The sequence below is a fragment of the Microbispora bryophytorum genome (genome assembly GCF_043197435.1).
In the GTDB taxonomy this organism is placed as follows: Bacteria; Actinomycetota; Actinomycetes; order Streptosporangiales; family Streptosporangiaceae; genus Microbispora; species Microbispora bryophytorum.
Genome location: NZ_JBICTF010000017.1, coordinates 18973 through 31022 on the forward strand (window position 1 = coordinate 18973; position 12050 = coordinate 31022).

The following is a 12050-nucleotide window of genomic DNA, read 5'->3' on the forward strand; positions in this document are numbered from 1 at the left end:
CCGCCGTGCAGGAGAACACCAGACCCGCCACGCCGGCGGCTTCGTCGTACGACGGGCCGCTGCGCTGGAAGCGGGTGATGCTGAAGCTGTCGGGGGAGGCGTTCGCGGGCGGCGAGTCCCTCGGGATCGACCCGCGTGTCGTCGCCCAGCTGGCGGACTCGGTCGCCGAAGCGGTCCGTGAGGGCGTGCAGGTGGCGGTCGTCGTCGGCGGCGGCAACATGTTCCGCGGCGCCGCCCTGTCGCAGGGCGGCATGGACCGCGCCCGGGCCGACTACATGGGCATGCTCGGCACCGTCATCAACTGTCTCGCCCTGCAGGACTTCCTGGAGAAGCGCGGCATCGACACACGTGTGCAGACCGCGATCACGATGCAGCAGGTGGCCGAGCCGTTCCTGCCGCGCCGCGCGATCCGCCACCTGGAGAAGGGCCGCGTGGTCATCTTCGGCGCCGGGCTCGGCTCGCCGTTCTTCTCGACCGACACCTGCGCCGCGCAGCGCGCGCTGGAGATCGGCGCCGAGGCGTTGCTCAAGGGCACCCAGGTCGACGGCGTGTACGACTCGGACCCGCGCAAGAACCCCGACGCGGTCCGATTCGACCAGCTTGATTACGGTGAGGTGCTGACGCGGGGTCTCGGGGTCATGGACGCCACCGCGATCAGCCTGTGCATGGACAACGGCCTGCCCATCGTGGTCTTCGATCTCATGGGCGAGGGCAACATCCTCCGGGCGGTTCGTGGTGAGAAGATCGGCACGCTGGTGAGTCCGGCAGGGAAGTAGGGAGCCGCAGTGATCGACGAAACCCTCCTCGAGGCCGAGGAGAAGATGGACAAGGCGGTAACGGTCGCCAAGGACGACTTCGCGAGCATCCGCACCGGCCGTGTGACGCCATCGATGTTCAACAAGATCAATGTTGACTACTACGGGTCGCTGACGCCGATCCAGCAGCTCGCGTCGTTCCACGTCCCCGAGGCGCGCATGGTGCTCGTGCAGCCGTACGACAAGGGCTCGCTGAACGCGGTCGAGAGGGCCATCCGCGACAGCGACCTCGGCGTGAACCCGAGCAACGACGGCACCGTGATCCGCGTGGTGTTCCCCGAGCTGTCGGAGGAGCGCCGCAAGGAGTACATCAAGGTCGCCCGCAACAAGGCGGAGCACGGCCGGGTGTCCGTACGGAACATCCGCCGGCACGCCAAGGAGACCCTCGACCGGCTCGTCAAGGACGGCGAGGCCGGCGAGGACGAGGTCCATCGTGCGGTCAAGGAGCTCGACGACCTCACCCAGAAGCACGTCGCGAAGATCGACGAGCTGCTGAAACACAAGGAAGCCGAGCTGCTCGAGGTCTGACGTCGCGGCCCGGAAAAGCGGGCCGTACGGCACGACCGTGATCCTTGTGCCGCACCGCGAGAGGCGGGGCGGCGCAAGGATCACGCGCATATAGAGAGTGGGACGCTGTGGACGGAACTGCTGCCGCCGGCGACCGGAACCCGGCGGGACCCTCCGATGCGGATCCGGCGGGCACCGGCGCTCAGGGCGGCACGCCCGGCGACGCCGCCAGGCCCCCGGGCCGTACGGGCCGGACGGGTCGCAACCTCCCGGCGGCGGTGGGGGTCGGCGTCGCGCTCGGCGCGGCGGTCATCGGCTCGCTCTACTTTGTAAAGGTCGCCTTCCTTGTCGTGGTCCTGCTGGCCGTCGGCGTCGGCATCCACGAGATCGTCAAGGCGTTCGGCGGGTTCGGCATCCGGGTGCCGCTGGCGCCCCTGCTGGTCGGCATGGCGGCCATGGTGGTCGGACCCTACTGGGGCGGCACGTCGTTCCTGGTCGGCGCGTTCGGCGTGACCGTGATGGTGCTGCTGACCTGGCGCATGTTCCAGGGAGCCGAGGGCTTCGTCCGGGACGCGACCGCCGCGATGTTCGTCGCGGTCTATCCGGCGCTGCTCGCGGGGTTCGTGCCGCTGCTGCTGGCTCCCGAGGACGGGCCGGATCGCGTGATCGTCTTCATCGCGGTCACCGTCTGCAGCGACGTCGGGGGATACTTCGCAGGGATCTTCTTCGGCAAGCATCGGATGTCGCCGCTCATCAGCCCGAAGAAGACCTGGGAGGGCTTCGCCGGGTCCACCCTCGCCTGCGTGGTGGGCGGTGGATTACTGGTCCACTTCCTGCTGCAGGGAGAGTACTGGGAAGGCGCCGTCGTCGGCCTGGCGGGAGTCGTGTGCGCGACGCTCGGCGACCTCGTCGAGTCGGTGATCAAGCGTGACATCGGCATCAAGGACATGGGCACGCTGCTGCCGGGGCACGGCGGGGCCATGGACCGCCTCGACTCGCTGCTGTTCACGCTCGTTCCCGTGTGGCTGCTGCTCACGCTCCTGGTCCCGGTCGCCTGACCGGCCGGCCCGGGCCTCGGCCGGGCGCCCGGCGCGTCAGATCCGGCTGGTCATCGCCAACCGCTCGCTGATCGCGCGATGTCCGTGATCGGCCACGAGGCGGAGCTCGGACTCGGTGAGCGGAAGCAGCCACAGCCACCGTACGGCGTCACCGCCGAACGTGAATCCCGACATGTCCGGCAGTCCGGGCGGGTCCGTCAGCATGAGCACCCCCTGGTGCCCGCCGTCCAACGGGAACGTGACCGGGTTCTGGAACCAGCGGGCCGTGTGCCCGTGCCCCAGCCATGTCACCGACCGCCACGGATACTGCCCGAGCCAGGCGAACAGCCGTGCGGCGACCCTCGGATCCTGCCTGGTCGCCAGCGCCAGTTCCACCCGGCACGCCGTGTCGTACATCTCCGCGGCGGGCATCCGCTGGCAGCTCATGCCGACCGTGGACAGCACCGTGTAGTCCCGCGTGAACGTGGGCGGGCGCTCGCTGACGCCCACCAGGGGGAACCGGTCGCCGCTGACGTCCCAGTAACGGCCGGGCGTCCCGAGCCTGCTGTCCAGGTGGCCGAGTACGAACTGCTGATAGGTGGCCCAGCTGCCCTCCGCCTGCCGCCACTGCCAGTACGCGCGGGCCTTGGCCACCCGGGGGGACAGGCCCTCCAGCGCCTCGCCGAGCGGCCAGGCGAACGGCGACTCCCCGACGGCGTCCCGCGCGTACCCGGGCATGCCGCGCTCCAGGTCGGCCCACGCCGGAATGACCGCCAGGAGGGTGTCGTTCTCGTACAGGGCGACGCCGTCGCCCTCCTCGAACCAGAGCACCGACAGCGACTCCGCGTCCAGGGGCGGCCTGCCGGAGGGGTGCGCGGTGTGCGCCTCGGGCATCACCGGCGGCAGCCCGGCGTCTGCCCGGCCGGCGTCGGCCCCGGCGGGCGCGGGGACGTGGTTGGCCAGCCAGACCGCTCCGTGGACGATCCCCTTCGCGTCACGAAGGTAAGCTACGGAAGAGGTCCGGTCGGCTTCGATCGTCAGTGTGCGGCTCCCGTAGGGGTTGGTGCTGCTGAGCACGACAGTGGTGTCCACACCTCACCTCTCGTACGCCTCCGGGATTCGACCGCCAGACAGAATGTAAAGCCGCATGCGCCCGTCGTTAAGACCATGGCCGCGGATGATGGAAAGGGTTTTGCGTGAGCGAGCAGCCGAAGACCGGGCAGCTGACCTTCGTGGCGCCTCGCCGGGCCAAGCCGCAGCGCCACCTTGCCGACCTGACCATGGCCGAACGCAGGGCGGCGGTGGCGGAGCTGGGGGAGAAGCCGTTCCGCGCCGACCAGCTCTCCCGCCACTACTTCACCCGGCTGACCGGCTCTCCCGAGCAGATGACCGACCTGCCGGGCCCGCTGCGCGAGCGGTTGGTCGAGCAGCTCATGCCCCCGCTGCTGACCTCCGTACGCGAGATCACCTGCGACGACGGCATGACGCGCAAGACGCTGTGGAAGCTGTTCGACGGCTCGCTGGTCGAGTCGGTCCTGATGCGTTACCCCGACCGCGTCACCATGTGCGTCTCCTCCCAGGCCGGATGCGGCATGAACTGCCCGTTCTGCGCGACGGGCCAGGCCGGGCTCACCCGCAACATGTCCACCGCCGAGATCGTCGAGCAGGTCGTCGCGGGTGCGCGGGAGCTGGCCCGCGGCGAGGTCCCGGGCGGGCCCGGACGGGTGACCAACGTGGTCTTCATGGGCATGGGCGAGCCGATGGCCAACTACAAGGCCGTCATCGGGGCCGTCCGCCGCCTGGTCGACCCCGCGCCGGAGGGCCTGGGCATCTCGGCGCGCGGCGTGACGGTGTCGACGGTCGGCCTGGTGCCGGCGATCGGCAAGCTCGCCGACGAGGGCCTGCCGGTGACGCTCGCCGTCTCCCTGCACGCCCCGGACGACGAGCTCAGGGACACGCTCGTGCCGATCAACACCCGGTGGAAGGTCGCCGAGGTGCTCGACGCGGCCTGGAGCTACGCGGCCAAGACCAAGCGTCGCGTGTCCATCGAGTACGCCCTGATCAAGGACATCAACGACCAGGAGTGGCGGGCCGACCTGCTCGGCCGCCTGCTCAAGGGCAAGCTCGTGCACGTCAATCTGATCCCGCTCAACCCCACGCCCGGCTCGAAGTGGACCGCGTCACGTCCCGAGGACGAGCGGGCGTTCGTCCGCCGTCTGGAGTTCCACGGCGTCGCCGTCACCGTCCGGGACACCCGGGGGCGGGAGATCGACGGGGCGTGCGGGCAGCTCGCCGCGGCGCCCCAGTAACCGGCAGCGATCTAGGGCCGCGTGCGACGCAGCCACGTGTAGGCCGCCAGGCCGATCGCGGGCCACAGCAGCGACTGCACCGTGAGCAGGGGGAGCCCGGACAGCAGCGCATCGTGATGGGCGTCCCGCATCCAAGCCATGACCGGCACGGTGAGCCAGCGCGCCCCGGCCATGCTGAGCACCAGCATGGACAGGTAGCCCAGGATCAGGGCGATCGTGGAGACCGCGGGAGAGGGCAGGATCGGGCGGCTGGTCAGCGCGCCGAGCGTGAGCCCCGCCGTCGCGGACAGCAGGTGCAGCCACACCCCGGTCAGGAGCACGGTGAGGGTGGGGGAGCCGGCGAGGCGGAAGAGCAGCGCGGTCTCGGCGATCGCGGCCAGGACGAGCAGCGACGCGAACGCCGCCAGGAGGCCGCTCACCAGCTCCCTCGGCCCCAGCGCGGACAGGGCGACGCTGCGCTGCTCGTCGGGTTCGGTGTCGAGCAGGCCACGCGCGGCCCAGGCGAGCACCGGCACGAGCATGGCCGCCGAGTCCGCGGTGGCCCCGATCTCCTGACCGGCGGGAATGGCGCCGGCGTAGAGGACCGCCAGCAGCGCCAGCAGCGCCAGCAGCGGTTGCAGCGCCCGGTGCGACGCGACGTACCCGGTCAGGCGGAACCTCGCCAGCGCGATCACCGGTGTCATTCGGCGGCCTCCCCGGCGACGCGGGCCGTGGTGCGCCCGGCGGTATGCCCCGTGGTGTGCCCGGTGATATGCCCCGTGGTGTGGCCGGTGATATTCACCGCGCAGCCCTCGGCGCGCAGGCGATCGGCCAGGTCAGAGGCCCTCGACGCGGCCACCGCCACCTCCAGCACGGTCAGGGCCGTCTCGCCGGCCTCCTCGACCGGTTCGAGTTCCCGTACGGCACCGTCGCGGACCTCGCAGCGGCGCAGGCCGGGAAAGGCGCGCAGATCACCCTGGTGGTCGCTGACCACGACGATCCCGCCGCGCGCGCCGACCTCCCCGATGATCCTGGGCAGTTCGGCCCGGGTGGCGGCGTCGAGACCGGCGAAGGGCTCGTCGAGCACGAGCAGCCCCGGCTCGGCGAGCAGCGCCTGCGCGAGCCCCACCTTGTGCGCGCTGCCCTTGGACAGATCGGGCAGGCGCTGCCCGAGCAGGTGGTCCATGCCGAGCCGCTCGCTCCACCTGCCGATCGACTCCGTGCTCACCCTCCGGACCGCCGCCATGTGCCGCAGGTAGGACGCCACGGTGAACGGCTGGTCGGAGGGGAACCGTTCGGGGGCGTACCCGACGACCCTGGGACGCTCCTCGATGCTTCCGCGTACGGGCCTGAGCAGCCCGGCGACCAGTCGCAGGAGGGTCGACTTGCCGGTGCCGTTGGGCCCGGTGACCTCGACCACGTCCCCCGCGTCGAGGACCAGGCCGGCGTCGGACAGGATCCAGGGGTCGTGCCGTCCATATCGGAAGGAGAGACTGGCGATCCGCATAGTTTTTTGAGCTTATCGGGATGTTCCTCCCCGTCGTACGAATATCGAACGATCTTTGGGTCTCGCCTTTCTGACGGGACTCCCATCAAAATGGACGGGCGTCGGGAACAGGCAGGGAGGTGGGAGGTGAACCGCTTTCCCCGTGTCATGGCCGTGCGCCTGGGCTATGACCCCGGACAGGTCGACGACTTCGTGCGCAGGATCGAGCGGACACTCGGGCTCGGCCCGCTCGACGGGCCACCGGTGACCGGCGACGAGATAAGGAACGCGAAATTCGCCGTCAAACTCGGGGGGTACAACGAGACGGCGGTGGACTTCGCGCTCGACGCGTTCATCGTGGCGGTCGAGGCGCCCGCCGCCCGGACCGCGGCGGCTCCGTCCCTCCGTACGCGTGCCGAGGAGCGGACGCGTCAGGACCCGGCCCCCGCGAAGGCCGCCGGCGCCGCGGAGCCCTGGCTGGAGACGCAGGCGGCCCGGGTGGAGCGCGTGGCCTTCCGCCCGGGGCGGCTCGGCATGGGCTACCGCGAGGAGGAGGTCGACGCGTTCCTCGACCGGGTGGTGGCGACGCTGCGCGGGACCGCGGCCGAGCCGTTGACGGCGGAGCAGGTCAGGAGGGCCACGTTCGCGACCGTCGTGTTCCGGCCCGGCTACGCGATCCAGGAGGTGGACGGCTTCCTGGCCGAGATGGCGAATGTGCTGGAGCGCCGTCCCTGACCTCGGCGCCTGCGCCGATTGTCCTGATGCGGGGGAATCGGGCACACTCAAGCGATCTCGCGCTCCCGTGGAGGAACGTATGACACTGACGCGGGTCGCCGTGGCCCAGCTTCCGCTGCGCGTGGGCGAGCCGAAGGCGAACCGCGCCGCCGCCGCGGAGGCCGTCGCCGAGGCCGCCGCGGCCGGGGCCCGCCTGGTCGTGCTGCCCGAGCTGGTCAACAGCGGATACGTCTTCACCGGCGCCGAGGAGGCCGGGGACCTGGCGGAGCCCGCCGACGGCCCGACCGTCACGGAGTGGGGGCGGCTGGCCAAGGACCACGACCTGGTCATCGTGGGCGGGTTCTGCGAGATGGCGGACGGCGTCCTGCGCAACAGCCAGGTCATGGTCGACTCCACCGGGACCAGGGCCGTCTACCGCAAGGTCCACCTGTGGCACGACGAGCAGGACGTGTTCGCGCCCGGCGACGCCGCCGCTCCCGTGGTGGACACCGCACTCGGCCGGATCGCCATGATGGTGTGCTACGACCTGGAGTTCCCCGAATGGGTGCGGGCGGTGGGCCTGGCCGGGGCCGACCTGCTCGCCGTCTCCACCAACTGGCCGGTCTCGCCCGTCCCGGCCGGGGAACGCTCGGTGCTGCTCGCGCACGCCCAGGTGGCCGCCGCCGCCAACCGCATGTTCGTCGCCGTGGCCGACCGCTGCGCCGCCGAGCGCGGTGTGGGCTGGGTGTGCGGCACCTCGGTCTTCGGGCCGGACGGTTACCCGCTGGCGGGGCCCGTGCTCAGGGACGGCCCCGCCGTGCTGGTGGCCGACTGCGACCTGGTCGCGGCCAGGGACAAGGCCACCGGCCCGCGCAACGACGTCCATGGCGACCGACGAACGGATCTGTACGGGATGTCGCGGACGCGCTGACCCTCCTCAACCGACCCGGGGGCTCGACCGACCCGCGGGCTTGACCGGCCGGGGCCTCGACCGGCCGGGGAGCTCTTGGCAGGCTGGGCTCTCGGCGGGCTGGGCTCGTCCCCGGTGTGGCCTACGATCTGATCGGCCTGCTCGCGCTCGGAAAGGCCCGGTGAAGCGCATGATCGTCGACCTGTCGGTGCCGGTGGTGAGCGGCATGCCCGTCTATCCGGGAGATCCGGAGGTGCGGATCGCTCCGGCTCTCACGGTGGCGGCCGACGGCGTGAACGTCCTCGGCCTGCACCTCGGGTCGCAGTCCGGCACGCACGTGGACGCGCCCTGTCACATCGACGACGCGCTGCCCACGCTCGACGCCCTGCCGCTGGAGCGGTTCCTCGGCCCGGCGGCGGTCCTCGACGTCCGGGGCCTGCCGCCGCGCGCGCCGATCACCCCTGCGATGCTCGGCACGGTGGCCGCGCGGCTGGGCCCGGGGACCGTCCTGCTGGTCGCGACGGGCTGGGACGAGCACTGGGACACGCCCGATTACCTGGCCCACCCCTTCATGGAGGCGGAGACCGCGCGCCGGATCGTCGCCTCGGGCGTGCGGACCGTGGGCGTCGACGCGCTCAGCGTCGACCCCACCCCGGCTCCCGCCGATCTGCCGGCGCATCGCGTGCTGTGCGGGGCGCACGCCGTCATCGCGGAGAACCTGCGCGGCCTCGGCCCGCTCCTGGAGGCCCAGGCCGCCGGCCGTCCGATCGAGGTCTCCCTGCTGCCGCTGCGTCTCCACGCCGCCGACGGGTCTCCCGTACGCGCCGTCGCCCGGATCGGCTGATCGGCGCGGACGGGCCGGACGGCTGGGCGCGGCGGGTCAGATCAGTGGGTGCCCCAGGAGTAGGTCTGCTTGTGCAGCTTGAGGTAGACGAACGTCTCGGTCGCGCGCACGCTGGAGATCGCCCTGATCTTCCCCAGGATCTCGAGCAGATGGGTGTCGCCCTCGCAGACCACCTCGACCATGATGTCGACCGAGCCGGCCGTGAGCACCACGTAGTCGATCTCGGGGATCTGCGACAGTTCGTCGGCGACCCGCTCCAGGTCGCCCTCACACTTGATGCCGATCATGGCCTGGCGGGGGAAGCCCAGGGTGAGCGGGTCGGTGACGGCGACGATCTGCATGACACCGAGGTCGAGAAGGCGCTGCACGCGCTGGCGCACGGCGGCCTCCGACAGCCCCACCGCCTTCCCGATGGCGGCGTACGGCTTTCGCCCGTCCATCTGAAGCTGCTCGATGATCTGCTTGGAGATCTCGTCGAGCACCACCGGCCCACCCTTCACGGCAGCCGCGCGAGCCTTAGGCGGAGTCGTCATCCTCGGGGGGTGTCCTCTCTTGGCGGGCTTCGATCGCCGTAGCGACCTGGCGTTACGGCAGCGTTTTTGACATGTTGCGATTGTGGTCTGACATGTTGTCAGCTCCATGGCTTGCGTCAAGCGATTCCGTAGCAATTTGGTATCTTAGCGACGAAATCCCTTGTCGTTGGCTCTTTCCTCTGCCAGAGTCGCGACAACTCAGCCACCAACAGGAGGTCAACGGTGACCACCCGTTTCCAGAACTTCGTGAACGGGAAGTTCGTCGACGCTGCGAGCGGCCGTTTCTCCGACGTCGTAGACCCTACGACGGGGAAGGCCTACGCCCAGGCGCCGGTGTCGGGCCAGGAGGACGTCGACGCCGCGTACGCCGCCGCGACGGCCGCCTTCGAGACGTGGGGCCAGACGACGCCTGGCGAGCGCGCGGCGCTGCTGCTGAAGGTCGCCGACGCGATCGATGCCCGCGCTGACGAGATCAACGAGGCCGAGTGCCGTAACACCGGAAAGCCCCGTGCCCGCATGGCCGAGGACGAGACCCCGGTGGCCGCCGACCACTTCCGGTTCTTCGCCGGTGCGGCCCGCACCCTGGAGGGCCCAACCGCCGGTGAGTTCCTCGCCGACCACACTTCGATGATCCGGCATGAGCCTATCGGTGTCATCGGTCAGGTCACGCCGTGGAACTACCCGATGATGATGGCGGTGTGGAAGATCGCCCCCGCTCTCGCGGCGGGCAACACGATCGTGCTCAAGCCGTCCGACAGCACCCCGGCCTCCACGCTGAAGCTGGCCGAGATCCTCGGTGACGTCCTGCCGGCCGGTGTCTTCAACGTCGTGACCGGCGACCGGGAGACCGGCTCGCTGGTCGTCGGCCACCCCGCCGCGAGCATGGTCGCGATCACCGGCTCGATCGGCGCGGGCATGTCGGTCGCCAGGACCGCCGCCGAGGACCTCAAGCGCGTCCACCTGGAGCTGGGCGGCAAGGCGCCGGTCGTGGTCTTCGAGGACGTCAAGGACATCAAGGCCGTCGCCGGGGCGATCGCCGAGGCGGGCCTCTACAACGCCGGCCAGGACTGCACCGCCGCCTGCCGCGTGCTCGTGCAGGAGAGCATCCACGACGAGTTCGCCGCGGCGCTGACCGAGGCCGCCGCCGCCACCAAGCTGGGCGGCCACGACGTGGAGGACGCCTACTTCGGGCCGGTGAACAACCCCGATCAGCTCGCCCGGGTCGAGGGCTTCTTCCAGCGGCTCCCCGAGCACGCGAAGGTCCTCACCGGCGGATCCCGCGTCGGCGACGAGGGCTTCTTCTTCGCCCCGACCGTCGTGGACGGGCTGAAGCAGGACGACGAGATGGTTCAGGACGAGATCTTCGGTCCCGTCATGACCATTCAGACGTTCACCGACGAGGCCGACGCGCTGGCCAAGGCCAACGGCGTCCGCTACGGGCTGTCCGGCTCGGTGTGGACCTCCGACCACGGCCGCGCGATGCGGATGTCCAAGCGGCTCGACTTCGGCATCGTCTGGGTCAACACCCACATCCCGTTCGTGTCCGAGATGCCGCACGGCGGCTTCAAGCATTCGGGCTACGGCAAGGACCTGTCCGTCTTCGGCCTGCACGACTACACCCGCGTCAAGCACGTCATGCACTACATCGGCGAATAGGTACGGCCGGCCCCGGCCGGACACCTATCGAAAAAGAGGGATAAGCCTGGAATGACAGAGATCCAGGCGGGCCCGGGGGCAGCCGTCACGGCTGCCCCCGTATCAGGAGCCGTGCCCGCCATCGAGCTCGACAACGTGGTCAAGGAGTACGTCTCACACGGCGAGGTCGTACGAGCGGTCAAGGGCGTGAGCCTCGCCATCACGGAGGGGGAGTTCTTCTCCCTCCTCGGCCCCTCGGGCTGCGGCAAGACCACCAGCATGCGGATGATCGCCGGGTTCGAGGACCCCACCCAGGGGATCGTCAGGCTCCACGGGGAGGACGTCACGAACGTCCCGCCGAACAAGCGTGACATCAACATGGTGTTCCAGTCCTACGCGCTGTTCCCGCACATGAACGTCTGGGACAACGTCGCGTTCGGGCTCAAGCGGAAGAAGGTCGCCGACGCGGAGATCAAACGCCGCGTCGGCGAGATCCTTGAGGTCGTGGACCTCGTCGGCCGGGAGAAGCGCCGGCCGAAGGAGATGTCGGGAGGCCAGCAGCAGCGCGTCGCGCTCGCCCGCGCCCTGGTCAACCGGCCCCGCGCGCTCCTGCTCGACGAGCCGCTCGGCGCGCTCGACCTCAAACTCCGGCAGGCCATGCAGATCGAGCTCAAGCGCATCCAGCGCGAGGTCGGCATCACGTTCGTCTACGTGACGCACGACCAGAGCGAGGCGCTGACGATGAGCGACCGCATCGCGGTCATGAACGACGGCCTCGTGGAGCAGCTCGCCGAACCCCGGGAGATCTACGAGCGGCCCGCCGGCAAGTTCGTGGCCGGGTTCATCGGCACCTCCAACCTGCTGAGCGGCACTGTGCAGCAGGTCGTCGGCGACACGGCCGTGCTCGCGCTCGGTGCGAACGACCGGATCCTCGTCCCCGCGGGCGGCGAACTGGCGGCCGGTGCCACGGTCGACCTCACGGTCCGCCCGGAGAAGATCAAGATCGCCAAGGACCGGCCGGAAGGCGACCTCAGCGTGGTGCGGGGGACGGTCTCCGAGGTCGTCTACCTCGGCACCTCCAACAGCTACGTCGTGGCGCTCGGCGACGGCGCCGAGATCACGGTGTTCGAGCAGAACGCCCACGACAGCACGATCACCGCCGAGCGCGGCGACACCGTCTGGCTCTCCTGGCAGTCCTGGCACTCCTACGCGCTGCGGTAGCTCGCCGCGTGAACTCCTCCCGTCGAATCCCCGCGACGAATCCCCGAACCCGGTACAGCG

The 12050-nt window shown here is 70.4% G+C and carries 13 protein-coding genes; 9 read left to right on the forward strand and 4 right to left on the reverse strand.

All coding sequences use genetic code 11. The features are described 5' to 3' along the window. The first annotated feature begins 5 nt into the window (after window positions 1–5). The 3 genes from pyrH (at window position 6) to ACGFIB_RS36150 (ending at window position 2380) form a co-directional block, all read left to right on the forward strand. Complete coding sequence (gene pyrH / locus ACGFIB_RS36140; RefSeq protein WP_030511713.1) at window positions 6–776, forward strand: UMP kinase; 771 nt, start codon at window positions 6–8, stop codon at window positions 774–776. A gap of 9 nt (window positions 777–785) precedes the next feature. Next, entirely contained in the window at window positions 786–1343 is a 558-nt protein-coding gene (frr, locus tag ACGFIB_RS36145; protein WP_191055071.1) for a ribosome recycling factor, read from the forward strand. Between the two features lie 107 nt (window positions 1344–1450). Continuing rightward, the gene (locus tag ACGFIB_RS36150) at window positions 1451–2380 is read left to right on the forward strand and encodes a phosphatidate cytidylyltransferase (protein ID WP_393377932.1); all 930 of its coding nucleotides are present in this window, start codon (window positions 1451–1453) and stop codon (window positions 2378–2380) included. A gap of 36 nt (window positions 2381–2416) precedes the next feature. On the opposite strand, the gene ACGFIB_RS36155 is transcribed toward ACGFIB_RS36150, so the two are convergent. After that, a complete protein-coding gene (locus ACGFIB_RS36155; RefSeq protein ID WP_393377935.1) occupies window positions 2417–3451 on the reverse strand; it encodes a suppressor of fused domain protein in 1035 nt (344 codons plus the stop codon). 104 nt (window positions 3452–3555) lie between these two features. On the opposite strand from ACGFIB_RS36155, the gene rlmN reads away from it, so the two are divergent. Then, the gene (rlmN, locus tag ACGFIB_RS36160) at window positions 3556–4668 is read left to right on the forward strand and encodes a 23S rRNA (adenine(2503)-C(2))-methyltransferase RlmN (protein ID WP_142575780.1); all 1113 of its coding nucleotides are present in this window, start codon (window positions 3556–3558) and stop codon (window positions 4666–4668) included. An 11-nt stretch (window positions 4669–4679) separates the two neighbouring features. Here rlmN and ACGFIB_RS36165 read toward each other — a convergent pair whose 3' ends face one another. Further along, window positions 4680–5351, reverse strand: a complete 672-nt coding sequence (locus tag ACGFIB_RS36165; protein ID WP_191055073.1) for a hypothetical protein — start codon at window positions 5349–5351, stop codon at window positions 4680–4682. Continuing rightward, window positions 5348–6154 (reverse strand): ABC transporter ATP-binding protein, encoded by an 807-nt coding sequence (locus tag ACGFIB_RS36170; RefSeq protein ID WP_357266130.1) that lies wholly within the window; start codon window positions 6152–6154, stop codon window positions 5348–5350. The genes ACGFIB_RS36165 and ACGFIB_RS36170 overlap by 4 nt, the downstream gene beginning before the upstream one ends. 126 nt (window positions 6155–6280) lie before the next feature. Here ACGFIB_RS36170 and ACGFIB_RS36175 point away from each other — a divergent pair, with 126 nt between their 5' ends. The 3 genes from ACGFIB_RS36175 to ACGFIB_RS36185 all read left to right on the forward strand — a co-directional run bounded on the left by ACGFIB_RS36175 (window position 6281) and on the right by ACGFIB_RS36185 (window position 8601). After that, window positions 6281–6868, forward strand: a complete 588-nt coding sequence (locus ACGFIB_RS36175; protein ID WP_357252703.1) for a DivIVA domain-containing protein — start codon at window positions 6281–6283, stop codon at window positions 6866–6868. A 79-nt stretch (window positions 6869–6947) separates the two neighbouring features. Continuing rightward, window positions 6948–7778 (forward strand): nitrilase-related carbon-nitrogen hydrolase, encoded by an 831-nt coding sequence (locus tag ACGFIB_RS36180; protein WP_393377938.1) that lies wholly within the window; start codon window positions 6948–6950, stop codon window positions 7776–7778. A 169-nt stretch (window positions 7779–7947) separates the two neighbouring features. Further along, window positions 7948–8601 (forward strand): cyclase family protein, encoded by a 654-nt coding sequence (locus ACGFIB_RS36185; protein WP_393377976.1) that lies wholly within the window; start codon window positions 7948–7950, stop codon window positions 8599–8601. 41 nt (window positions 8602–8642) lie between these two features. Here the strand turns inward: ACGFIB_RS36185 and ACGFIB_RS36190 are convergent, their stop codons facing one another. Further along, on the reverse strand, window positions 8643–9134 hold the full coding sequence (locus tag ACGFIB_RS36190) for an Lrp/AsnC family transcriptional regulator (protein WP_142575785.1): 492 nt from the start codon (window positions 9132–9134) through the stop codon (window positions 8643–8645). A 222-nt stretch (window positions 9135–9356) separates the two neighbouring features. On the opposite strand from ACGFIB_RS36190, the gene ACGFIB_RS36195 reads away from it, so the two are divergent. Together ACGFIB_RS36195 and ACGFIB_RS36200 are read left to right on the forward strand one after the other, a co-directional pair. Then, window positions 9357–10790, forward strand: a complete 1434-nt coding sequence (locus tag ACGFIB_RS36195) for a gamma-aminobutyraldehyde dehydrogenase (RefSeq protein ID WP_357252698.1) — start codon at window positions 9357–9359, stop codon at window positions 10788–10790. A 51-nt stretch (window positions 10791–10841) separates the two neighbouring features. Next, window positions 10842–11990: an ABC transporter ATP-binding protein gene (locus ACGFIB_RS36200; RefSeq protein ID WP_142575787.1), complete on the forward strand. Its 1149-nt coding sequence runs from the start codon at window positions 10842–10844 to the stop codon at window positions 11988–11990. Window positions 11991–12050: the final 60 nt, after the last annotated feature.